This window comes from Petrotoga halophila DSM 16923 (genome assembly GCF_002924615.1).
In genome coordinates this window covers 12,032-37,050 of the sequence record NZ_JALY01000226.1, presented here as the reverse complement: position 1 = coordinate 37,050, position 25,019 = coordinate 12,032, and the positions used below count along the sequence as shown (strand labels likewise).

Sequence of the window (25,019 nt, the reverse complement as noted above, 5' to 3'; positions counted from 1 at the left end):
ACAAAATGATATAAATATACAATGTATATGAAAGAGTTTCCTGAGTAAAGGGGAAAAATTGAATTTTCATCTAAAATTGTTCGTGAAAATTTTTACGTAACCCTTCCAAAGGAAAAGGGTCTTCGTAAAACGCTTAATTTTGAGAATTAAATTTAAGATATTAATTTTTATATTTATTAAAAAATTCAAAGGCTCTCAGGGCTTCTTACAAAGAGGTGGTTTGTGATTAGCATAAATAAAAGATTTTATAGGTTAAAATTTGTATTATTTGATTGTTCAACTCGTTCTGTCGGAAAACTTAGGTTTTCCGACAGGAATTTCTTTTATAATTTTTACTAAATTACTTACTTTTTTATTTGTCACTGGAAAAATTTGAATCATTAGTTTATTGTTGATCTGTTTTGTTATATTTTAATTTTCAAAGACCATATATACATTATATATTTCATTCTACGTTATAGATAAATTGTATATTAAACCTAATTATATCTAATAGGAATGATTCTTTTAATAGTAAATACATTATACTTTTGTAAATTTTATTATACAATGTAAAGTTCAATATATAATAAACAACAAAATATTTTTTGGAAAAGAACCAAAAAATATAGAAAAAATCCTAACGACCTTACCAAGAAAGATAAAATCAAACTCAATGAAAGGAAACATCCCGAACCGGGTTCAAGGATGAATATTTCAAAAACTATTATATGAAATTCACGTACTCGAGGTAAATCACATATTGTTGCTGTATCAGCTGTAGTGGGAAAATTGTTGAGAATAATATATTCACTAGTAAAGAACAAAGAAAAATATAATCCTAATTATCATTACAAATTACAAAATCAAGAATTGAGAGTTCATAGCAATTATACAGCAAAAATATTAAAAAGAAAAAATATCGAATTATGATCTAACCGAACTTTTTCAAGAACATCTAATATGATCTAATTCGTTGATAGATGGTGGAAATAGGGTGTATAATAAAACTGAAAGATTGTTCAACAAAGCAATAAATAGCTTACAGATAAGGAGGAAGCACAATGATAGATCCACGGTATCTTGAGGTTCTGCGCAAAATATACAACCGACTGAATAACACCAATGTGAACTGGGTAGTTACAGGAAGCCTCGGCTTTGCGCTTCAAGGTGTGCCCGTAGAGCCCAATGACATTGACATCCAGACTGATCAACGAGGGGCCTATGAGATTGAGCGACATTTTTCTGATTTCGTAACCAAAAAAGTTAGGTTCTCTTCTGCAGAGAGGATTCGCTCGCACTTTGGCGAATTGATGATTGACGGAATCAAAGTGGAGATCATGGGAGACATTCAAAAGAGGTTTGAAGATGAGAATTGGGAGCCCCCAGTAGATTTGGACCGTCATAAGCGGGTTATAGAGGTTGAAGGAATGCAAGTAGCTGTACTCTCCCTGGAGTATGAATACCAAGCATATTTGAAGTTGGGTAGGATAGAGAAAGCAGAGATGTTGAGGAAATGGATGAAAAGTAAAGATGAATTTTCGGGCAGCACATCGTCTAACAGCTGATAAAAGGCTACCGTGATAGAACCAATTTTATTAAAAAGTTCCCCAACTTAACGGGGAACTTTTTAAGAGGTAACTTTGAAGTTGTTATATTTGATCTAGTACTGAATTATGGCTATCAGATCTAACGTATATCCCGGTAGTTGAGATGGTCGTATGTCCAAGTATGTATCGAACTTCCTCTAAATTTTTTCCCGAGTTTAAAAGCCTTTTTGCGCATGTGTGCCTTAATGCATGGGGGGTTGCGTTGATATAATTTATATTGTTATACCCACTTACTCTGATTTGATCGATCTTTTTGTTGGCTTTTATAACGTAATCTTGAAATCTTCTCTCCATAGTTCTAGAAGTTATTGGAACATCGTTGTCATTTGAAAATATGTATTTTTTACCGTTTGCAAAGGTTACTAATTGTTCTGCGTATTGTTTTGAAATCTTTAGATATCTTACTCTGTTTCCTTTCCCATTTATAACAAGCTCGGCATGATCATCGTAAAAAATAATATGTTCTTTTTCTAACGATAAGGCTTCTGAAATTCTTAAACCCGTTTTTAATAATAATGAATAAAAAGTTTTGTCAAATTTATCTTCAATAACGGAGAAAAAAACTTTGATTTGACTTTCTGTCAAGCCTTTAGGAACGTCACTCGGGATCTTTGCGTTTGCATCCTTCCAATATTTTTTACCAGATATTTCGCCATTTTCGTATAGGTAGTTCAAAAAGGATTTTAAAACAACTATCCTAAGTTTTATGGTTCTTTGAGATAGATTTGAGATCTCTTCAAGATATTTAAGAAAGCATCCTCGGGTAAGACCATAGATTTGAACAAATTTTTTATAATTATTCAATATTTTTTTGTATTCATATATGGTTGAGTCTGCCCTTCGCTTGACGAATTTCAGATATGATAAAAATTCTGAGATATATCCTTCGATTTTGTCTTTATCTTTTATAGAGTCTGATGTATTATCTATATCCATCATAGTTTTTTCCCCCAACAAGGTGTGAAACGCTAAACAACATGTTCTATGATACTATCAACGGTATTTTTAATTAAATTGAGCTTTGCTTTTGATTTTTCTTTTTCTTTATCGTTTGAATATATGTATATTTTTAGTTTTGGTTCTGTTCCGGAAGGCCTAATTGCATACCATGAACCATCGCTAAACCAGAATCTTAAAACATCAGATGAAGGTATATCGGTTATATCGCTAATTTCACCTGTTGTTAAATTGTATATTTTTCTTTTTAAATAATCCGCGTATTGTTCAAGTTTGAGATCCCCCATTTCTTTGGGGAAGTTGTTTCTAAACTTTTCCATTATTCGCTTGATCCTTTCTTGGCCTTCAACTCCTTCAAGCACAAGAGAATAATTGTTTTCCAACTCGTAACCAAATTCCTGATAAATATCTTCTAGTACGTCAAGTAAATTCTTATTTTTTTTAGAGTAGTATCCAACCATCTCTGATATAAGCATAGAAGCAATAGTTCCATCCTTATCTCTCACAAAGGTGCCGTATATATAACCAATACTTTCTTCGAAACCAAAGAGAAACTTACTCTTACCTTCTTTTTCTAATTCGTTTTCTTTCCCACAAATATTTTTAAATCCAGTAAGCGTTTCAAGAACGGATACACCATATTTTTTTGCAATTCTTTTTGTGAGATCTCCTGTAACTATTGATTTTATGATAACAGAGTTATCTTCTAAACTTCCTTTTTCACTTTTACTTTCCAGTATATAATTAACCAAAAGAGCTCCAACTTGGTTACCGTTTAACATTTTGTAATTGTTGTCATCTAAAATTTCTAAAGCGGTTCTATCGCCATCGGGATCATTTGCTAAAAGTAATTGGGCATTTTTTTCATAACCTAATTTCTTTGCCTCTTCAAAGGCTTCTTCGTATTCTGGATTTGGATTGGCAACACTTTTGAAATCCGGATCAGGTAGTTCTTGTTCCTTAACTATGAAGACATTTTTAAAACCTCTATCCTTAAGTACCCTTTTGACAAAATTATTTGATGTTCCATTCAAAGGTGTGTAAACTATTTTTATATTTTTATCTACCTCTTCATCCCTTAACGTCAAATCTTCGACTCTTTGAATGTATTCCTCATCGACTTCTTTTGAAATGTATTGAAGTAAATTCTTGTTTATTGCCTCTTCTTCGCTTATTTTTTTTATTTTACTAAAATCGTATCCTATCTTTTCAATCTTTTCTACTATTCCATTGGCAACATCATCTAATATTTGAGACCCTTGGTCCCAATAAACTTTGTAACCGTTGTAATCTTTCGGATTGTGACTAGCGGTAACGACTATTCCAGCAGTAGTTTTCAAATATCTGACAGCAAAGGATAAAACGGGCGTGGGCCTGATATCGTTAAATAAATAAGCTTTTATACCATTTGCCGCAAGGATTAATGCAGATTCTTTTGCAAATTCCTTTGAAAAGCGGCGTACATCGTAGGCTATTACAACGCCCATCTTCATCCTTTTTTCACCGAAGTCTGTTATATAATCAGCAAGGGCTTGAGATGCTCTGCCCACGGTGTATATATTCATCATATTTGAACCTATACCCAATTTCCCTCTCAATCCAGCTGTACCAAATTCGAGATCTTTGTAGAATCTTTCTTCTATCTCTTCTGGATTGTTTTCAATACTTTTTAATTCTTCTTTTGCTTTTTCATCTATATATGGACTATTTAACCATTCATAGTAGATTTTTTTGTAATCTCTCAAAGTTTGTTGCCTCCTTAGTTGTATGCTTTTTACTGTTTTTGGAAACACTAAAACATGCTTTAAACAAAATTTCTCGGACTCAAATATTTCAAAAATACCTACATCAATGTAAGTTATATCTAACCCTTCTTTAGCGCCCCTTTGCCCCGCTGCCCGCCCATAAGGATAAAGGAGTATGGCTCAGCCTAGCAACCCACCCAGAAGGATAAAGGAGTATGGCTTAGCCCTGTAGCTTGCCCACAATGAATTATTATTTTTATAAATCTTTAAAAGCATCGTAGATATTGTTGCATGCATCTTTTAAAATAGATATAGGGCATCCAATATTCATTCTAAAAAAGCCTTTACCTTCTTCTCCAAAGATGCTACCTTCTTCTAAACCAACTTTTGCTTTGTTTACGAGTATATCTTTGACTTTTTGTTCATCTCCATATGCCCTAAAGTCTAACCACATTAAATATGTCCCCTCTGGTTTTTGTAATTTTACTTTAGGTAGTTTTTCATTGAAGAAATCGTACACGTAATCAATATTACTCATTAAGTAACTTAGTAAATCATTAAGCCAATCTTTACCTCTTTCGTAAGCAACTTTAGCTGCAACCATTCCAAAGATATTTAAATTATCGCTTGTAAGGCTCTCGATTACATTTTTGTATTCTATTCGTAATTGTTCATTTGGAATAACAACAAACGAGGCTTTTAAGCCAGCCAAATTGAATGTCTTACTTGGGGCATAAAAAGTTAAAGAAGACCCTTTTATATCTTGTGAGATTGAAAATATTGGAATATGTTTGTTGGGAGAAAATACCAGATCTGAATGTATTTCGTCCGATAACAAGATAACGTTATGTTTAACACATAATTGAACTAGCTTTTCTAATTCTTCTCTTTTCCAAACTCTTCCAACCGGGTTGTGTGGATTACATAAGATCAATAATTTCGTTCTTTTGAGTGATAATTTCTTTTCTAAATCATCAAAGTCCATGCTATAATTTCCGTTTTCAAATTTTAGAGAATTTTTTATTATCATTCGGCCATTGGATTTGATGATATTATAAAAAGGATAATAAACAGGTGTTTGAATTACAACGTTGTCTCCTGGTTTGGAGTAGGCAAGTATCGCTACTTTTAAAGCGTCAACCACACCGTCAGTAGTCACTATCCACTCTTTTTTTACCTCACTACCATGCCTGGTTTCGATCCAATTTATAAAAGAGTCAAAATAATAATCGTCTAACATTGGATATCCAAATATCCCATGTTCTGCTCGTTTTTTTAAAGCTTCAATTACGTCAGGTGGAGATTTAAAATCCATATCCGCTACCCACATTGGAATAACATCGTCTCTACCATAAAGTTTTTTTACACCGTTCCATTTTACTGATTCTGTTGGTTTTCTGTCCACAATTTCGTCAAAATTGTATTTCAAGATTATAAATCTCCCTTTTTATTGTTAGCTGCTCTAAAAACATTTCTCATTAGAATAGCTGTTGTGACACTTCCAACTCCACCGGGTACAGGTGTTAATTGGCAAATTTCTGAGACATCTTTATCTACATCACCTACTATCTTTCCATCCACTACATTAATACCCACATCAATAACAATCATTCCTTCTTTTACAAAACTTCTATCAACGAAATTAGCCTTTCCTATTGCAGCAACCAAGATGTCCGCTTCTTTGGATATCTCTTTTAAATTCTTAGTTTTTGTATGTGTGACCGTGACAGTGGCATCTCTTCCGTGTCTTTGGAGCATCATTGCAGCGGGTTTTCCTACCGTTGTACTTCTCCCAAGGATAACGATATTCTTTCCTTTAACGTCAGTTGTATCTTCTATTATTTTCACTACCGCTTCAGCCGTACAAGGCACAAATAATTCTTTTTCGTAGAACATAGAACCAATGTTGTGCAAACTTACCCCTTCAACATCTTTTTCGGGATTGATATGTTTTGCTATATCTAGTTCAGTGTATCCTTTTTTTAAAGGTCTTGCAACAAAGATAGCATCTGTATCATCGTCTTCGTTATATTTCCTTAGATCATTAATCAAATCACTACTTTCAACGATTTCTAAGTTGATTCCATATTTTTTTGCATTTCTTTTTTGAGAATTAAGATAAGATTTGGTAGATTCGTCAGGTTCAACAACTAAACTTACTAGTTTGGGTTCATAAAGAACTTTTTCTTTAAGTGATGATACTTCTACCTTTATCTCATCAATAATTTTTTTTACTTCAATTAACATGATGTGATACCCCCTAAAAGCAATGATATAGCTCTTTGTGTGAAATGAAGCTAAATAAGTATCTTTCTATTAGTTTTTTTATGACAATCCGGAAATGTTTCCTTCCTTGTCTATGTCCATATTGACGGCATTTGGGATCTTTGAAAGTCCAGGCATTCTCAATATATCCCCGGCCAATGCCACAATGAAACCAGCACCCGCAGAAAGTTCAAAATCGCGTATTGTGAATGTATAATCTTTTGGAAATCCAAGTTTTTTAGGATCGTCGGATATGGAAGACTGGGTTTTTGCTACAATTACAGGGAGATTTTCGTATCCGTATTTTTTCAAAAATTTCATTGTTGATAAGGCCTGTGAAGAATATTCAACCTTAGCGGCGCGATAAATATTTTTTGCTAACTTATCTATTTTAACTTCTAAAGGATCTTCAAAATTGTATATACTTTTCAATTCGGATTGCTGTTCACTAGCTTTTACAACTTTTTCAGCTAAGTCTATAGCACCTTCTGAACCTTTCTCAAACCCTTCGTTGACACTTACCTCTACGCCTAATTTATCACAATAATTTTTTACCATATTGATTTCGTCATCTGTATCTGAGTAAAATTTATTTAAAGAGACAACCACAGGAATATTATATTTTTTAAGGTTTTCAACATGAACCTGCAAGTTGGGCAACCCTTTTTCTAAACTTTCAAGGTTGGGTGTATTCAACTCTTTTTTGTCTTGTCCCCCATGGTATTTTAAAGCCCTTATTGTAGCTACCAAAACCGTTGCTGATGGTTTTAACCCAAAAGTCGGAGAAACAAAATCATAGAATTTTTCTCCTCCTAAATCAGAACCAAAACCAGTTTCGGTTACAACGAAATCAGAAAGTTTCAAAGCAAGTTTAGTTGCTAAAATAGAATTGGTACCATGAGCTATATTTGCAAATGGTCCACCATGAACGAAGGCAGGTGTATTTTCTATTGTTTGAACTAAGTTAGGATTAATTGCATCTTTTAACAATACAGAAAGAGCACCTGTAATTTCTAAATCTTTTACAGTCACTGGCTCTCTCTTTTTATTTCGTGCAACTACTATATTAGATAATTTTTTCTTTAAATCTTCAAGATTTTCTGCCAAACATAATATTGCCATTATTTCTGAAGCAGCGGTGATTATAAAACCGTCTTGTCTAGGATAACCGTTTTTCTTTCCACCCAAGGCAACTATTATTTCTCTCAAGGCCCTATCGTTCATGTCCATAGTGCGAGGCCAAGAGACTTCGGTTGAATCTATGTCACATTTGTTGTACTTTATATAATCGTCTAAAACTGCAGACACCAAGTTATGCGCTGAGGAAATAGCATGAATGTCTCCTGTAAAATGTAAGTTTATGTCTTCCATAGGGAGGACTTGAGAATACCCTCCTCCTGCTGCTCCACCTTTTATACCCATTACCGGACCCAAAGAAGGTTCTCTTAGTGTTACTATCGATCTTTTGTGGATTTTGTTTAAAGCCATGGATAGAGAGATACTTGTTGTAGTTTTTCCTTCACCGGCAGGAGTTGGAGTAATAGCTGTAACCATTATTAAATTACCGTCATTTTTGAAGTTAAGCTCGTTCAAATATTTGTGGGAAACTTTGGCGATATTTTTACCGTAAAGGTTGTAGTACTCCTCTGGAATATCCAGCTCGTTGGCTATTAAATCAATTTTTTTGAGTTTTGCAGATCTTGCAATTTCAATATCAGAAAGCATTGAAAAACTCCTCCTTTTTATTTTTTTGAAATTAAAACTATTGAGCTCCTTGAATGTACTGTGTAGTAATTATCTTGAATTATAGAAGGTTCTAAGAGAAAATCTTTGGGTGATTCTTGGGATGTATCTACTACCCTATACCATTTTTTCCCATTCGGTAATTTTGGAATTTCAAATTGCAAATCTTTTATAAAAGAATTTAAAACCACATATATATCATTGTCTCTTTCTTTACATCCTTGAATATAGTCTTCGCCGCTTATCATGAAAGCAAGACTGTGAGAATAATATCCGAAATCGGGTTTAAAAGGCTTAACTCCATGCCAAGTTATGTCTGCTATTCCATCACCACTTAGATCTCTTCCTGTGAAAAATCGGTCTCTTCTTAAAGCACAATGACTTTTTCTAAAGTTGATCATATTTTTTGTGAAATTAAAAATATCATTGAATTTTAATTTTCTGCTCCAATCAACCCATGAAATGTGATTATCTTGACAGTAAGCATTGTTGTTACCAAATTGAGTTCTACAGAATTCATCACCCATTAAAATCATTGGTAACCCTTGTGATACCATTAATATTGTGATGAAATTTTTAATTTGTTGTTTTCTGAGTCTTATTATATTTTCGTCGTTAGTATCTCCTTCAACCCCGTAATTGAAACTATAATTAGCGTTGGTTCCGTCACGATTATTTTCCCCATTAGCTTCATTATGTTTATTGTTATAGGAAACTAAATCCCACATGGTAAATCCATCGTGAGAAGTAATAAAATTGACGCTATGGTAAGGCTTTCTACCTCTTTTTTCAAAAAGATCTGGACTTCCAGCTATTCTTGTTGCTAAATCTGAAACTACACCATTATCGCCTCTCACAAATCTTCTTACCGTGTCTCTGAACTTTCCATTCCATTCTGCCCATCCCGTAGGAAAATCACCAACGTAGTATCCTCCAGCGGCATCCCAACCTTCCGCTATGAGTTTAGTTCCTGCCAAGATAGGATCATCAGCAATGTCTTTTAACAGAGACAGATCGCCAATCCAATTTCCTTTTGAATCTCTCCCTAAAATGGAAGCGAGATCGAACCGGAAACCATCTACATGCATTTCGGAAACCCAATACCTCAAGCTATCCAAAATCATTTGTTTCACCACGTAATGGCTTGAATTAATAGTGTTTCCAGTTCCTGAAAAATTTTCATAATATCTTGGGTTATCTTTGTTCAAAAGATAATAAACGGAGTTTTCTAAACCTCTAAAATTGAGAGTTGGTCCCAATTCATTTCCTTCTGCTGTGTGATTAAAGACAACGTCCAATATCACTTCTATTCCATTTTTGTGTAATTCAAAAACTAAATCCTGAAACTGGATTATTTCCTCCCCAATTTTTACACCATATCTGTAATTACTCGTCACAGCAAAAAAGTTAACCGGATTGTAACCCCATATATTTTTTAATTTTTCACAAGTTATAGGATTAACGTTGGGGGTATCGTTCAAAGGAAAAGCAAAAATAGGCATTAGTTCAATGGCGTTTACTCCTAAATCTTTTAAATAATTTATTTTTTCCGCGATTCCCTTATAAGTTCCTCGATGTTCTACATGAGAATTTGGATTTATCGTGTAAAGCCTGACATGCAGTTCATAAATAATTATGTCGTTTAGTTTATAACGTGGATGCTCATCGTTCTTCCAATTGTATTCACGACTATCCCAAATGATGGATTTGACTTGAGATCTTGCAGAATCCAAAGTGGAAAAACTAAGGTCTTTTTTCGGATCATTTTTATTATAACCAAAAATAGACTCTTCTGTAAAATCTAACGTTCCCCCAATAACTTTGGCATAAGGGTCCAAAAGCAATTTGTTTTTGTTGAATCTAAATCCTTTCTCTGGTTTGTAGGGGCCATTCATACGCCAACCGAAAGACATTCCGGCTCTTACTTGTTCAACAAAAACATGCCAAATATTACCGGTTCTATTTTCTTTTTTATCGAGAACGTATTTAAACATTGGTTCTTCATCATAGTAATTTTCATATATCTCCAAAATAACTGATGTCGCGTTTCTTGAAAAAACACCAAAATTAACTCCACCTTTTTCGATAGACGTACCTAAAACTGGGAATCCTTTACTTATGTTAAACTTTGTTTTTTCACTTATTTTTGTTCCTTCCATAATGTCACCTTCTAGGGGTATTAGTTCACAATATTCTGCTAGTTGATGTAAATTATACTTACATCTTCCACTTTATTCATCGAAACTGGTGCATCGTACAAGATTTGTAAATTGTGTGGGTTCATAACTTTGGTGTTTTCACCACTAAAAATTACTTCACCGTTTTTTACCATTATTATTCTATCACAGAATCTTAAAGCCAGATTAGGATCGTGAAGAGCTGTAATGACACTCTTCCCGTTTTCACTCAATTTTTTTAATTCTTTCATCAATAGATGTTGATTCTTAAAATCCAAATGGGACGTTGGTTCATCCATAATTAAGTAATCCGTATTTTGCATTAAGGCTCTTGCAATTAGCACCAATTGTTTTTCTCCGCCACTTAATTGATTGTAATTTTTTTCAGCAAGGTGTTGAATATTGAAAAATTCTAACTTTGTATATGCCGTCCTATAGTCTTTTTTTGTGGGCATCCTTCCAAAAGAAAGATAGGGAGTTATCCCCATAGCTACTATATCTATCACAAGGTATGAAAATATAGCAGAGTGTTCTTGAGGAACTACACTTATGAATTTTGCTATTTCTTTATAACTTAGATTTTTAATATTATGATTTTCTATATAGATTTCACCAGTTTTTGGTTTCAATGTGCCGTTTAAACATTTTAGTATAGTTGTTTTACCTGAACCATTAGGTCCTAACAAGGCAATCAGTTCTCCTTTGTTCAAAGTAAAACTTATATTTTTAATGGTATCTCTAACTGTATCGTATGAAAAGGATATATTCTTAATGGATATCATTGATTCCACCCACTTTCTCTTCTTCTTAATAAAAGATAGACAAAAAAAGGTGCGCCTATAAAAGCGGTAACGATACTTATAGGAATCTCTGCAGGTGTGATTGTTCTCGCGATGTTGTCCATAATAAGCAGAAGTACAGAGCCTAAAATGCACGTTGCAGGAAGCATGTACCTATGATTTGCACCTATTATGTACCTCGCAATATGTGGAGTAATCAAACCAATCCAGCTTACCTGACCTGCAACAGCTACGGTAGGGGCAACCATAACGGTACTTACAATGATCAATAAAATTCTCATTCTTCGAACATTTATTCCCATGGATAATGCTTCTTCTTCTCCCATAGACATGACGTTCAAATACCATCTTAAAATAAGTAGAATTATTATCCCTGGAAGCATTGTAAATAATGAAATATATACTTCTCTCCAACCTGCCCTGTTAAAACTTCCCATTAACCAAAATACGATATTTGGTAATTTTTCGTAAGGATCTGCTAAGTATTGTACTAAAGAGACACATGCGTTGAAGAAAGAGGTTACCGCCATTCCTGCCAAAACAAGAACGGTAACCCCCTTCACTTTACTCCAAACGGAAATAAAAAACGTAAAAAGAACGGCAACTAACCCTAACAGAAAAGATAATAAGTAAGTATCAAATAACGATTCTTCGTTGATCAAAATAGCCAAAGCTACTCCAAATGCTGATCCGGCTGACACACCAAGGATAGAAGGAGAAGCCAATGGATTTCTAAAAACGCTTTGATATGTTGCACCAGTTATAGATAGAACAGAACCCACAAACATTACCAATATAATTCTCGGCAAACGAATGTGAAAGAAAACTAACCAATCGTTACTACTTTGTATATCGTTATGTAAGAGTAAGTTTTTTATCGTGTTAATAATTTCAACGAACGAGATTTTGTATCTTCCAACAAAAAGTGAAATAATAAATAACAATAACAGAATTAATAAAAGATAGAGAAGTGTTCTTTTTTGATGTTGACCTGGAGTCTGATTCTTATTGTGAATGTGCATATTAATATCTCCATATAAATAAGTTTAATGATTTAATTTCCAATTTTAGATAACAATTCCCTGTATGAAACTCCGTACAAAGTGTAATAAAATTCGTCAGCTACTTTATCAAAATCAACATCCGAAAAAAGTTCAGGATGTATTTTTGTTGCTAACCAAAGCATACCCAAATAAGATGATGGATTTGGATAATCCCATGGCTCTAGCACTGATGGGAAACGGTAAATTTGCTTGTTTTTAAAAGCCTTAACGTTTTGATATTTTTCTTCTTTATAAAGTTCCTCAATATCTCCTTGAAAGGTTTGGGACGTAACTATGACATCAGGATTCCAAGCTATTAACTGCTCTGGAGATATTTTTATAAATCCAGCATCACTTTTTGCTGCTGGATTTATTCCACCAGCCCACTCTATCATATCCGTTTGCATCATATCTTTTCCCACTGTATCCAATAGTTGAGAATTAGCGAAATAGACAACTTTTTTCTGAGCCTGCGGCAAGTTTTTAGTCTTTTCCAACAATTTTAAAATATTATCAAACTGTTTATCTACAATTTTTGCTCTATCTTCTAATCCCAATACTTCTCCTAATAATCGGTTGGTTTCCCGTATTTCTTCTAAACTTTCAGGATTGATAATAATTGTAGAAATCCCTAACGTTTCTAATTTGGAAGCTGTGAATTCGGCTTGGTTATGTGGAAATAGTATTACTAAATCAGGATTTAAAGATGCCACTGTTTCAATATTTATCCCTTCTCTTTTTGAACCCACTTCTACTAACAGTTCTACTTCCGGATAAATTGAAGTAAATAATTTTTCTCTTGTTGATGTATTATCCACGCCAACAAGCATTCTTTGAGCATTTAATGCAAATACGAATTGAGTAGCAGGTTTGTAAGTTGTCACGATACGTTCTATTTTAGAAGGTATTGTTACCTCCCTTCCTGCCATATCAGTAACCGTTATTGTATTGGCAAATAATGCATATGCGAAAGTTAAAAGAAACAAAAGTAAAAAAAAGGATGAAAATCTCTTCACTCACTATCATCTCCCTTTTGTTTTTTTAGATATATATTGTAATCTTCAAAGGTATCAATATCTATGGTAATACCTTCATCATGGACTTCGTGCAGTGTTACTCTTTCAGGATATTTACTTAAAAGTGTTCTTAACCCTCCAGGTCCTGATAACTGATAAATATCTGGTATTTGACTTTTATGTACAATCAATGGATGGCCTCTTTTCCCATGATAAGTAGGTGCCAAAACAATTGTTTTGTTTTTTATAGCAAAGCTAGCAAGTGTGTTGAATGTTTCTATTTTGATTAAAGGCATGTCTCCAAGTGTGAAAAGTATGTATTCAGAATTATTGGATAATGAGTTCAAACCACTCCACACACTTGTTAACATACCTTTTTTGTAATTTTTATTCTTTACTATTTTCAAACGGTGGTCTTCATACTTCGAAAAAAGTGGAATTATATTCTCAAAGTTACCTCCTAATACAATGATTATTTCATCGTCTATATATTGGCATTTCATAAGTTTGATGATAATGCTTTCTAAAACAGTTGTATTTTCCCAAGGTAAAATCTGTTTAGGAGTTCCCATTCTTAAGGATTCACCAGCTGCTAATACCACCGCTGATATCATTGTAAAACCCACTTCCTACCTAAATGATTTAGAGCCAAATAAAGTAAACAATAAATAAAGCACACAAAACGTATACTAACCAATGTACTTCTTTACCTTTGCCAGTGAATAATTTAATTAAAGGATAGGTTATAAAGCCTAAAGCTATTCCGTTAGAAATGGAATAAGTTAAAGGCATTACTATCATTGCAACGAAAGCGGGAAAAACTTCTGTAAAATCTTCCCATTTTATGCTTCTTATATTTGATAACATCATTACCCCAACGATTATCAATGCTGGTGCTGTTGCTGCACCGGGTACTATAGCTATTATAGGTTGAAAAAATAAGGAAAGGAAGAATAAAATAGCAACAACGATACCTGTTAACCCTGTTCTTCCACCTTCAGAAACACCTGACGCAGATTCAACGTATGTTGTAACAGTACTGGTTCCGAAGAGTGCACCACCAGTAGTAGCAATAGCGTCAGCTAAGAGAGCTCTATCTGCTTTTGGTAAGGAACCGTCTTCTTTCAAATAACCTGCTTGCTGACTAACCCCTACTAGCGTACCTGCTGTATCAAATAGATCTACAAATAAGAACGAAATCAAAACACCTATCATGCCGATATTAAATGCAGATTTGATATCGAGTTGGAACAAAACTTGAGACCAATCAGCCATTCTTGGCAATGCCACAACACCTTCAGGTGTTGGTGTGACTCCGTTGAAAAGTCCTAAGATCGTAGCTATTATAATTCCTAACAATAGTGACCCCTTTACCCTTAAAGCGTGTAAAATTCCAGTTATGATTAGACCCAATAACGCTATTAAAGCGGTTCCAGAAAATAAGTCTCCCATTCTTACCAATGTTGCAGGATCTGCTATTACTATGCCGGCGTTTTGCAAACCTATAAAAGCAATAAACAAACCAATACCAGAACTTATCCCCGTTTTCAGACTCATTGGAATCGAATTAACGATCATCTGTCTTACGGGTGTAATACTAAGTACAATAAAGATGATACCTTCCAAAAAAACTATCCCTAGAGCGGTTTGCCAAGAGACTCCCATACCTATTACGACTGAATAGGCAAAGAAAGCGTTTAAACCCATTCCTGAAGCCAATGCAAATGGATAATTGGTCAGTAAGGCCATCATTACAGTACCTAAAATTGCTCCCGCTATAGTTGCTATAAAGACCCCGTTGAAAGGCATTCCTGCATCACTAAGTATAGAAGGGTTTACGAAGATGATATAAGCCATCGTCATAAACGTTGTGATACCGGCTAAGACCTCAGTTCTAACGTTTGTACCGTTCTCTTTTAACTTGAAAGCCCTTTCCAAAAATCCTTCTTGCTGAGTGTTTGCCATAAGTTCAACCCCCTTTTAAAATATCAATTTACAACCAATGATACAAAAGTATGATTTTCAACATCGTATAACCCATCGCATGTTATCTTCAACTTAGGAACCACTGGTAATCCCATAAACGCCAATGTCATGAAAGGACTGTTTATTTTGACCCCTAAATCATGGGCAATCTTCCTTATTACTTGAAGCCTGTCGGAAACTTTTCCAATGGGGTCAGTGGAAATAAGTCCTCCAATGGGTAAGTCTATGAAATCAACGATATTTTGGTTATTAGCAATCACAATTCCACCCTGAATTTCAGCTATCTTGTCTACTGCCATCTTCATATCTCTTGAATTTGTACCTATAACAATAATGTTGTGAGAATCATGAGCTATGGAGCTCGCAATGGCACCAGACTTTAATCCAAAACCTTTTATCAAACCCAAACCAACCTTTCCAGTCCTTTTGTGTCTCTCTACAACTGCAATTTTATTTATATTATATCCTATAAAACCTTCTTCTTCAAAACTATCTGGAAATGAGAAAGACTCATCTTCTGTGATGATCTGATCCTGAATCATGCTGATAACGTGGTAAGTTTTCCCCTTAGGAATATTGAAATCCTCTTCTTTAATGGGGGCAATATTTACAGAATGAAAAATGGACGGAGGCTTTTCTAAGTTATTAAAATCAACTTGGAATAATGCTTTTCCGTTTTCTGCTACTTTTTTTCCGTCTTTGTAAACTTGTAAAACGTTCAAATCATCTAAATTGTCGATTATCAGAAGATCGGCTTTATAACCTGGAGCAATACCTCCCAAATGGTGTAATCCTAAAGAACGTGCAGCATTTAGAGTGGCAAGTTTTATCGCTCTAAGTGGTTCCATTCCTAGTTTTATAGCCTTTTTAATCATAAAATTTATATGGCCTTCTGAGATAAGGTCTTCAGGGTGTTTGTCATCTGTGGCAAATAAAAAGTTACAGTTGTTTTTATCGTTAATTGCAGGTAACAAGCTCTGAAGATCCCTAGTAACTGAACCTTCCCTAACCATTATGTACATACCTTTTGAAACCTTTTCTAATGCCTCATCGGGGGATGTGGTTTCGTGATCAGCCATGATTCCAGCCAAAAGATATGCGTTTAAAAATTTGCCTTCTAATTTTGGTGCATGTCCATCAATGAAATGGTTCTTCATTAGTTCAATCTTATCCCATATATAATCTTGTCCTGTTATGACTCCTTCATAATCCATAACCTCACCCAGACCAAAAAAGCTTCCTTCTGCAATTAATTCTTTTATTTTTTCAGCGTTCAGTACCGATCCTGATTTATCGAAAGGTTTAACAGGCACACACGAGGGTATCATTAAATTAAAATTCCATGGTAAGTTATTCCCAATTGTTAAGAAATATTTTATACCAACCTCCCCAGCTACATTTGCTATCTCATGTGGATCTGCAACAAGAGTCAATGTCCCTAGAGGGATGACCGTCTTGGCGAATTCTTCTATTGTAACCATGGCACTTTCTAAATGTAGGTGTGCGTCTATAAAACCTGGAGATATGAATTTTCCTCCTACGTCAACTTCTACTTTACCTTCATAATTTCCAAAGCCGATGATTACTCCATTGGAAATAGCTAGATCTTCTTCGATAACTTTTTCGTTAAAAACGTCTATTATTTTTCCGTTTTTGAATACTAAATCCGCTTTTTCCTTTCCTAAAGCTATTGGTAATAGATCTTTGTTTGACAATAGTATTACCCCCCTCTACAAAGATAAGGACAGAGCATTGAAATTACATCTTGTTACGCATAATCCACAACCAACGCATTTATTTGTATCTATTCTCACACTGTGGAGATCTTTTACAAGACGAATTGCATCGTAAACACAACTTTTAACACATAATCCACATTCAGTGCATTTTTCATCGTTAATGGCTGGGACTATCAATTTATAATTTGGCTGAATAATAGTATTTTTTTGAGCGATTCCTCTAATTTCTTCTAGGGAGTTGAAACCATGGTCATCCAGATACTTTTCAATTTCGTTGGCAATTTTGTTATATATTTGAGCTCCATTTAAAATGGCAGCGGTACAGACTTGAACAGCTTGGGCTCCTGCCATTATCATCTTTATGGCTTCTTTGCCTGTACTGACTCCACCTACTCCAACTACTGGAATATTAATCGATCTTACAGCCTCAAAAACTGCCCTCAAAGCTAAAGGAAATATTGCTTGACCTGATAACCATCCATAACCTCTCTCACTTCCCAACAAAGGTTTACCGCTTTCTAAATCAATATCTAACGTCGGACCGAAAGAGTTTATTAAGACTAAACCATCTGCTCCAGCCTTTTCAGCCTCTTTTGCAAACGTAGGAATATCTACTTGGGGACTAAGTTTTACCATAACGGGAAGATCTGTGCTTTCTTTTGCGGCTTTTATACTATTAATCATAGGTGTTGGATCATTGCCAAGATAATGGGTAGAGAGTTCAAAGGCATCAGAGAATCGTTCTACTTTTGGTATTACTTCCTTTATGTCATCAGATGTGTACCCAACGCCTATTATCACAGGCAAACCTGTTTCAACAACCTTGGGGTATTCTTTTTCAATCCATTGTTCTAAGGATAACTCAGACCAAAGTTCGGTATTTATGAATCCTCCTTTTACTTGAGCCATATTAGGCTTCGGAACTTTTGCAGCTCTCACCGAAACCGTTTTAGTAACGATTGCTCCAGCTCCACCTTCTTTGGCTTTGTGAGCACTCTCTCCATCCTTAATAGGGGGTCCAGCAGCAGGCATTACAGGGGTTTTCAACAACATTCCTAATAAGTCTACAGATATGTCAGCCATAAATTCACTCCTTCATTGAAAGTATTTGCTTTATCAAACTCAAAACCTCTTTGTAAACTTCTTCGCGGTTTTCTAAGGTCACTCTAAATATTTGAACGTCTTTTCTATTCCTTATCTTATCCAAAAATGCATTAGATTCATCTTTTATTACGCCTAAAACAGGTTTGTCACTAGCAAGAACTTCTTCTACTTTCTTTTGAAACTGGTAAGCAGATAACTCGAATCTACCCAATTCGTCCATGATTACTACGTCAGCATAGTCAATGTTTGTAAGAAGTTGTACCCCGATTTCGTCAAATACTTGAATATTTATCTCCCAATTTTTAGAGTAGTCATTTCTGAAGGCAAATCTGTTGAATTCAGATTTTTTAGATTGCTCGTCATTATTATAAGATGATGCTTCTACTAAATAAAAAGAGTTCCAATCATTTTTTTTACCTTCTCTATCAACTGAAAAGCCAGATACATTTAATGATAGTTGCTTGATCACTTTACGTATAATCGTTGATTTACCTACACCCACAGAACCTGTAAGAAAAATATTCTTTTTAATCATCTTCTTTTTCTTTTAGAGCTTTAAGAATTTTTTCTGGGGTGATAGGTAAATCATAAAACCTGACACCTATGGCATCATAAATAGCGTTCGCAATGGCAGGAGAAGCTGCAATGATTGTCGGTTCTCCAACACCTTTTGCTCCAAATGGTCCAATTGCATCTTCATTTTCTACTAAAACTGAGTGAAAATTTGGAACATCCATAGAAGTTGGAACCAAGTAACCAGTCATATTTGGATTTAACGTGATTCCATTTTTTATCATTTGTTCTTCCATAAGGGCCATCCCTATTCCTTGCACTGTACCACCTTCGATCTGCCCTTCTACATTTGTTGGATTTATAGCCTTTCCACAATCAAGGGCTGTGTACACATCTTTGACATCAACTTTTCCAGTGACTGTGTCGACTTCCACATCGACCACCTGAGTCATAAAGGTGTAGGCAACGTATACTTTCTCAGCCTGGCCGGATATTAGGTCGGGAGAGTACGTTGGAGGGAAGTACGTTGATTCACCTTTCAAACTTTCTCCTTTTTCTTCTACCTTTCTTTTTAAATCCCAGTAAGTAAGAGTTTTATCAGGGTTAGGATTGTAAATGACTTTTCCATCTTTCAAAGTTAATTCTGGATAATTACTGTTGAACTCTAAGCTTGCATAATGGAAGATTTTTCCCTTTAAATTTTCACAAGCTTGTTTTACTGCATTCCCTGTAAAGGTGGTTTGACGAGTTGCAGAGGTTGAACCTGAATTCATAGTTTTGTGGGTATCACCTTGAATAACTTTTATTTTTTCAACCCCAACAGAAAGGACTTCTGCAGCAATTTGAGTGACAACCGTTAAAACTCCTTGTCCTACATCTGCGGCGGCGGTTACCACCAAAACCTTTTCATCATCAGTAAATTCTATGGTAGCATAAGAAAAATCGGGAAATCCTTCACCATAACCATATCCAAACATTATCGTCGCCATACCTCTCCCTTTTTTCTTCAATGTCAAACACCCTCTTTCTTACTGGAAAGTTTTAAAGCTTCTTCTATTGTTTCAACGACGTTTACACTTTGTGTGAGTCTTTGACCATTTGGCGTAGTTGAGCCAATTCTATAGGCATTCTTAAGTCTAAGTTCTGCTGGATCCATGTCTAACTTTTCAGCTAATATGTTCATTTGAGATTCATATGCGAAAGCCATTTGAGTTGTTCCAAATCCTCTCATAGCACCAGCGTATGTATTATTAGTGTAAACGGTATGGGCGATACCCTTAACGTTAGGTACATTGTATGGCCCTGTACAATGGTACATACCTTTATGTACAACAGCAGGGCCACTAGATGCATATGCCCCAGTATCTCCTACAACTTCAACCTCCCATGCTTTTAGAATTCCATCTTTAGTGGCTCCAGTTTTTGCCTTTATATACAAAGGATGCCTTTTGGATTGAGCGATCATAGATTCTTCTCTTGTGTAAGTTAATTTAACAGGGTGTTTTGTAGTCATTGCAGCCAATGCTAAGTGTATATGTACTGAAATATCTTCTTTTCTTCCAAATGCTCCTCCAATAACAGGTTGTATTATTCTAATTTTTTCTTTGGGTAAATTCAAAGATTGGGCTATGTCTGCTTGTGTATCATGAAGCCATTGTGTAGCTGCCCAAATAGTTATTACACCAGTTTTTTCATCGTAAACAGCCACACCAGACTCTACTTGTAAAGGTAGTTGATCGATATGTTGTGTTTTGTACTCTCTTTCTATTATTACCTCAGATTCCTCAAAGCCTTTTTTAATATCTCCTTTGTTTAATTGATGAGTAATGAGTATGTTTCCATCTTCATGAATTTTTGGGGCGTCTTCTTCCATTGCCCTGAAAGGATCTGTAATTACCTCTAATTCTTTAACCTCTACATTGATTAAATTAATTGCTTTGGAGGCAATTTCTTTACTTTTTGCAACGACAATTGCCAATGCGTCTCCCATAAAACGGGTCTTTTCTCCTATCCCAACTAGAACGGGTTGATCTTTTATTATCAATCCAAACTTTTTCAAATGTGGATAATCTTTAGCAGTTATAACTTTAATCACTCCAGGTAATGATTCTGCCTTAGAGACATCGATCTTATGAATGTAAGCATGTGGATGGGTTGCGCGTTTAACTTTCACATAGAGCATGTCTTCGAGGTATATATCATCGGGATAAAAAGCTTTACCAGTCACCTTGTCTTTGGCGTCAACTTTGAAGACATTCTCTCCCACGTATTTATTTGATTTCAACTTTCTCACCTCGCTTATACTCAGCAATTTTAGTGGCCGAGAGTTTAACCGCGTCTATTATTTTTTGGTATCCTGTACATCTACAGATATTGCCAGATAATCCCCTTTTTATTTCTTCTTCCGTTGGGTTAGGAATTTCATCGAGAAGTTTCTTAGTTGCTAATATGAATCCAGGTGTACAAAATCCACATTGTACCGCTCCTGTTTCGATGTATGCCTGTTGAATAGGATGTAAAATATTTTTATCGCTTAAACCTTCAATAGTGACTATTTCTGCACCATCAGCTTCATATGCAAGTACTAAACAAGAGGCTACGATTTTATCGTTCATTATAACCGTACATGCGCCACATTCTCCTTTTCCACAACCTTCTTTTGTACCTGTAAGATTCAGATCGTCCCTAATTAAATCCAACAATCGGGTAGTTGAATTTACATTGCATTTTCTATTAATACCATTTATGGTAAAGCTTATTTTCAATCTACCCTCACCATCCTTTCTATTTCATTTAAAGCGTTAACTGTTAGATTTTTTGCAACTTCTATTCGATATTCTTTGGTTCCTCTTATGTCGTCTATTGGTGAAATATTTTCAGAAACCACTTTTCCAATCTGAGAATAATCTATTTCTTTTAACTTTTTGCCAACCATCAAAGGTTGAATTTGTGAGATTTCAACTGGAACGGGAGCCACAGAGCCAAGACAACATTTCACTGTTTTTATGCGTTCATCATCATCGAAGGTCACAACAATAGCCAACGTTATACTTGAAATTATTAAAGCATTTCTTTTTCCAACTTTGAACCATTTTCCATAGGCATGTTTTTGGGGTATTGGAATGATAATTTTTTCGATGATTTCATTCTTTCTAAGTACGTTTTTTTTGGGTCCCAGAAAAAAATCTTGTGCTGGTACTTCACGAGTTTCGTTTTGGGAAGTTAGTTTGAATACGGCGTCATATGCGATTAAAGGAGGTAATAAATCTCCTGCTGGGGAAGAATTTGCAATATTCCCACCTATGGTACCCATGTTTCTGATTTGGGGTGATCCAACATCCCATGCAGCTTGACTGATAAGTGAAAAATATTTTTGTACAATTTTAGATTTTTCTAATTCATCATGGGTGACTAAAGCACCAATTTCGACTCGATCATTGTTGATTTCGATTTTTTTCAGTTCATCGAGGTTTTTTAAGCTCATCCACCTTTCTATTTCAAAAAGACGGTCAAAATAATCTACCAAAACATCTGTGCCACCCGCGATGATTTTGATGTTAGGACTGTATCTTGAGAGTATCTCTGTAGCTTCTTTCAATGTTTTGGGAGCAAAGTATTGATCAGAATCTTTCCCAAAATCTTCTCGCTTGCTCCCGAGTTCTCCTGTGTATTCTTTCATAATCTAAAACCGTCACCTCCCGATTATCCATAATAATTTTGCCGTCTATAATAACGGTTTCAACCATCCCACCGTTCATTCCAAAAAGAATGTGGGAATAAACGTTGTCTTTTTTAACGGGTGTTGGGGAGATATAATCCACTATTATTAAATCGGCTGGAAAATTCTCTTTTATCTTTCCTATTTTTAGGTTTAAAAGGTTGGAAGCAATTTGCACATTATTATTAAACGCCATGTTGTAAACTTCGCTCCATCCTGCCTGTGGATCACCTAATTGATGCTTTTGGAGTAAATTTGCAACTTTTATACTTTCAAACATATCGTGCGTGTAGGCATCTGTTCCCAATCCGGTTAGGATTCCGTGATCAAAGAAATCTTTTATTGGAGCCGCTCCTACAGCGTTCCCCATGTTTGATTCCGGATTATGAACAATGTATGCACCACTTTCCTTCAATATTGGAATCTCTTCCTTCTTTATATGAACGCCATGAACAGCTAAGGCATGAGGTCTTAATATTTTAAATTTCGATAATCTATCGACTACACCTTTGTAACCTCTTTTTACACTGTCTTGCAAATCTTCTATCCCTTCTGCTACATGAATATGGAAAGGAACGTCTAACTCGTCAGCTAACTCTGATGCCTTGTTTAAAGTTCTGTCTTCAAGGGTAAAAGAAGCGTGTAGCCCAATCATTCCGCCTAATTTATCGTTCCCAGAATCCTGAATTTTTCTAATAAACCTTTCATTTTCTTTTAGAGAGGCATCGCTTTTAGCCTGTCCATGTCTATCTGATACTTCATAACAAAGATTGGCTCTTATACCTGCTTCCATGACAGCTTGCGCGATGATATCCAAACTTCCATCTATATAATTAAAACTTGCATGATGGTCAAAAATCGTTGTTACTCCGTTTTTTATGCAATCTAATATTGCAAATAACGCACTATAATAAATATCTTCTTCGTTTAAAGTGTTGTCCAATCGCCACCACAATTTTTCTAATATTTCTAAAAAGTTTTGTGGAGGGATGTCGGTTTTTAAATTCATACCTCTGGCGAAAGTGCTGTACAGGTGTGTGTGAGTATTTATCAAACCTGGCATTAGAATTTTATCTTGGGCGTTTTTGAAAACAGCGTTTGGATATTTTTGAAGTAAAGCTTCAGTCTCTCCTATTTCTTTTATTTTTTTGCCTTCTATTAATAGTGCACCATTCTCAATTATAGGGATTTCTTCATCAAAGGTGAGAATAGTGGCGTTACCTATTAACATCATGTTTTTCCCCTCCAAATTTCAGGCTTCAACCATCATTTTAGAAAGTTCATTAGCTTTGTTTATGATTTTTCTTTCATCGACTTTGACAAGTTCACCATCTTTTACAACTATTTCTCCATTGACGATTGTCATATCTACGATTTGAGAATCTCCAGTATTAATAAGCATGGATATAGGATCGTAAAGACCTCCTGTATAACCTAATCGATCCCAACGGATTAAGAACATATCTGCGGATTTACCTTCCTCTAAACTTCCAATTTCTGGTTGGTTTATAACTTCACTTCCACCCTTTGTAGCCATACGCAGTACATCCTCAGCATTGATAGCGCTTATACCGTAGATTAATCGACTCATCAAAAAAGCGGTTTTCATTTCTAAAATCATATTAGAAGAGTCGTTACTTGCACTCCCATCCACAGCTAAGCTAACTTTTACATCTTTTTTTAACATATAGGGAATGTTTGCAGCTCCAGAGGCGAGTTTTGAATTTGAAACGGGACAGTGAGCAACCCCTGTTTGAGTTAATGCCAACTTATCTATCTCTTCTTCATTGAAATGAACCCCATGGGCAAACCATACATCAGGACCTAACCAATCTAAACTCTCCATGTATTCTAATGGCCTCTTCCCAAAAGTCTCAATACAAAAACTTTCTTCGTCTTTTGTTTCAGCTAAATGTGTATGACTGCAGACACTATACTCTCTTGCTAATTGAATAGATTGCTTAAGTAATGTTGAAGTTACAGAGAATGGAGAACAAGGGGCTAGAATAACTCTATGCATAGAAAATGGGGAGGGATCGTGAAATTTTTCAATAATTCTTTGGGAATCTTTCAAGATTTCGTTTTCTGTTTGAACTACCGAGTCAGGAGGAAGGCCACCATCTTTTTCACTCAATGACATACTTCCTCTACTACCGTGTAATCTGATACCGATTTCTTTTGCTGCATAGAATTCATTGTCAAGAAGATCGGATGGTTGATTCTTTGGAAAAACATAGAAGTGATCAACTGATGTCGTACAACCAGTTTTAAGTAATTCTCCAGTGGCAACTAAAGTACTATAATAAACAACCTCTGGTGTCAATCTTGACCAAATAGGATACAAAAACTTTAACCAGTCGAATAATTCTACATTTTGTACTTGGGGAGTGTTTCTAGTAAAGGTTTGATAGAAATGATGATGAGTGTTAATCAACCCTGGATAAACATAATATTTGGAACCATCTATAACTTCATCTATTTGTTCGTTTGATAAATCTATATTTTTGGCAATTTTCTCTATCTTGTTTCCTTTAATTAAAATATCGTGATCTTTCAATTGATCTCTATTTGTATTCATCGTGGTAATAACTTTAGCATTTTTTATCAATATGTTCGACAAAGAT

At 35.0% G+C, this 25,019-nt stretch carries 22 protein-coding genes; 2 read left to right on the top strand and 20 right to left on the bottom strand.

Going from position 1 to position 25,019, the window contains the following annotated elements; all coding sequences use genetic code 11:
* Positions 1 to 774: 774 nt before the first annotated feature.
* Together AA81_RS14280 and AA81_RS11165 are read left to right on the top strand one after the other, a co-directional pair.
* The gene (locus AA81_RS14280; RefSeq protein ID WP_169999758.1) at positions 775 to 912 is read left to right on the top strand and encodes a hypothetical protein; all 138 of its coding nucleotides are present in this window, start codon (positions 775 to 777) and stop codon (positions 910 to 912) included.
* Between the two features lie 131 nt (positions 913 to 1,043).
* On the top strand, positions 1,044 to 1,547 hold the full coding sequence (locus tag AA81_RS11165) for a nucleotidyltransferase domain-containing protein (protein WP_103899050.1): 504 nt from the start codon (positions 1,044 to 1,046) through the stop codon (positions 1,545 to 1,547).
* 84 nt (positions 1,548 to 1,631) lie between these two features.
* On the opposite strand, the gene AA81_RS11160 is transcribed toward AA81_RS11165, so the two are convergent.
* The 20 genes from AA81_RS11160 to AA81_RS11065 all read right to left on the bottom strand — a co-directional run bounded on the left by AA81_RS11160 (position 1,632) and on the right by AA81_RS11065 (position 25,015).
* The gene (locus tag AA81_RS11160) at positions 1,632 to 2,528 is read right to left on the bottom strand and encodes a tyrosine-type recombinase/integrase (protein ID WP_103078418.1); all 897 of its coding nucleotides are present in this window, start codon (positions 2,526 to 2,528) and stop codon (positions 1,632 to 1,634) included.
* A gap of 29 nt (positions 2,529 to 2,557) precedes the next feature.
* A complete protein-coding gene (locus AA81_RS11155) occupies positions 2,558 to 4,291 on the bottom strand; it encodes a phospho-sugar mutase (protein ID WP_103899049.1) in 1,734 nt (577 codons plus the stop codon).
* A 256-nt stretch (positions 4,292 to 4,547) separates the two neighbouring features.
* Entirely contained in the window at positions 4,548 to 5,720 is a 1,173-nt protein-coding gene (locus AA81_RS11150) for a MalY/PatB family protein (protein WP_103899048.1), read from the bottom strand.
* A gap of 2 nt (positions 5,721 to 5,722) precedes the next feature.
* A complete protein-coding gene (locus AA81_RS11145) occupies positions 5,723 to 6,538 on the bottom strand; it encodes a bifunctional 5,10-methylenetetrahydrofolate dehydrogenase/5,10-methenyltetrahydrofolate cyclohydrolase (RefSeq protein ID WP_103078415.1) in 816 nt (271 codons plus the stop codon).
* 78 nt (positions 6,539 to 6,616) lie between these two features.
* Positions 6,617 to 8,281 carry a formate--tetrahydrofolate ligase gene (locus AA81_RS11140; protein WP_103899047.1) on the bottom strand — a complete coding sequence of 555 codons (1,665 nt, stop codon included), beginning with the start codon at positions 8,279 to 8,281 and terminating at the stop codon, positions 6,617 to 6,619.
* 17 nt (positions 8,282 to 8,298) lie between these two features.
* Entirely contained in the window at positions 8,299 to 10,458 is a 2,160-nt protein-coding gene (glgX, locus tag AA81_RS11135) for a glycogen debranching protein GlgX (RefSeq protein ID WP_103899046.1), read from the bottom strand.
* Between the two features lie 38 nt (positions 10,459 to 10,496).
* Positions 10,497 to 11,258 (bottom strand): ABC transporter ATP-binding protein, encoded by a 762-nt coding sequence (locus AA81_RS11130; RefSeq protein WP_103078412.1) that lies wholly within the window; start codon positions 11,256 to 11,258, stop codon positions 10,497 to 10,499.
* A complete protein-coding gene (locus AA81_RS11125; protein ID WP_103078411.1) occupies positions 11,255 to 12,298 on the bottom strand; it encodes a FecCD family ABC transporter permease in 1,044 nt (347 codons plus the stop codon). Before AA81_RS11125 ends, AA81_RS11130 begins: the two co-directional genes overlap by 4 nt.
* A gap of 32 nt (positions 12,299 to 12,330) precedes the next feature.
* The gene (locus AA81_RS11120; protein ID WP_103899045.1) at positions 12,331 to 13,335 is read right to left on the bottom strand and encodes an ABC transporter substrate-binding protein; all 1,005 of its coding nucleotides are present in this window, start codon (positions 13,333 to 13,335) and stop codon (positions 12,331 to 12,333) included.
* Entirely contained in the window at positions 13,332 to 13,949 is a 618-nt protein-coding gene (locus tag AA81_RS11115; protein ID WP_103078409.1) for a nucleotidyltransferase family protein, read from the bottom strand. Before AA81_RS11115 ends, AA81_RS11120 begins: the two co-directional genes overlap by 4 nt.
* A gap of 28 nt (positions 13,950 to 13,977) precedes the next feature.
* A complete protein-coding gene (locus AA81_RS11110) occupies positions 13,978 to 15,300 on the bottom strand; it encodes an NCS2 family permease (RefSeq protein ID WP_103899044.1) in 1,323 nt (440 codons plus the stop codon).
* Between the two features lie 23 nt (positions 15,301 to 15,323).
* Positions 15,324 to 17,036, bottom strand: coding sequence for an adenine deaminase (gene ade / locus AA81_RS11105; RefSeq protein ID WP_103899043.1), 1,713 nt, complete (start codon positions 17,034 to 17,036; stop codon positions 15,324 to 15,326).
* 15 nt (positions 17,037 to 17,051) lie between these two features.
* The gene (locus tag AA81_RS11100; RefSeq protein ID WP_103899042.1) at positions 17,052 to 18,143 is read right to left on the bottom strand and encodes a 4Fe-4S binding protein; all 1,092 of its coding nucleotides are present in this window, start codon (positions 18,141 to 18,143) and stop codon (positions 17,052 to 17,054) included.
* Positions 18,144 to 18,147: 4 nt separating this feature from the next.
* Complete coding sequence (locus tag AA81_RS11095; protein WP_103899041.1) at positions 18,148 to 18,699, bottom strand: nucleoside-triphosphatase; 552 nt, start codon at positions 18,697 to 18,699, stop codon at positions 18,148 to 18,150.
* Positions 18,692 to 19,687 carry a xanthine dehydrogenase family protein molybdopterin-binding subunit gene (locus AA81_RS14720; protein ID WP_103899040.1) on the bottom strand — a complete coding sequence of 332 codons (996 nt, stop codon included), beginning with the start codon at positions 19,685 to 19,687 and terminating at the stop codon, positions 18,692 to 18,694. The genes AA81_RS11095 and AA81_RS14720 overlap by 8 nt, the downstream gene beginning before the upstream one ends.
* Positions 19,688 to 19,689: 2 nt before the next feature.
* The gene (locus tag AA81_RS14715; protein ID WP_103899039.1) at positions 19,690 to 20,961 is read right to left on the bottom strand and encodes a xanthine dehydrogenase family protein molybdopterin-binding subunit; all 1,272 of its coding nucleotides are present in this window, start codon (positions 20,959 to 20,961) and stop codon (positions 19,690 to 19,692) included.
* Positions 20,948 to 21,442, bottom strand: a complete 495-nt coding sequence (locus tag AA81_RS11080) for a (2Fe-2S)-binding protein (protein WP_103899038.1) — start codon at positions 21,440 to 21,442, stop codon at positions 20,948 to 20,950. The genes AA81_RS14715 and AA81_RS11080 overlap by 14 nt, the downstream gene beginning before the upstream one ends.
* The gene (locus AA81_RS11075) at positions 21,439 to 22,356 is read right to left on the bottom strand and encodes an FAD binding domain-containing protein (protein WP_103899037.1); all 918 of its coding nucleotides are present in this window, start codon (positions 22,354 to 22,356) and stop codon (positions 21,439 to 21,441) included. Before AA81_RS11075 ends, AA81_RS11080 begins: the two co-directional genes overlap by 4 nt.
* The gene (ssnA, locus tag AA81_RS11070; protein WP_103899036.1) at positions 22,298 to 23,629 is read right to left on the bottom strand and encodes a putative aminohydrolase SsnA; all 1,332 of its coding nucleotides are present in this window, start codon (positions 23,627 to 23,629) and stop codon (positions 22,298 to 22,300) included. Before ssnA ends, AA81_RS11075 begins: the two co-directional genes overlap by 59 nt.
* Positions 23,630 to 23,647: 18 nt before the next feature.
* Complete coding sequence (locus tag AA81_RS11065) at positions 23,648 to 25,015, bottom strand: 8-oxoguanine deaminase (protein ID WP_103899035.1); 1,368 nt, start codon at positions 25,013 to 25,015, stop codon at positions 23,648 to 23,650.
* Positions 25,016 to 25,019: the final 4 nt, after the last annotated feature.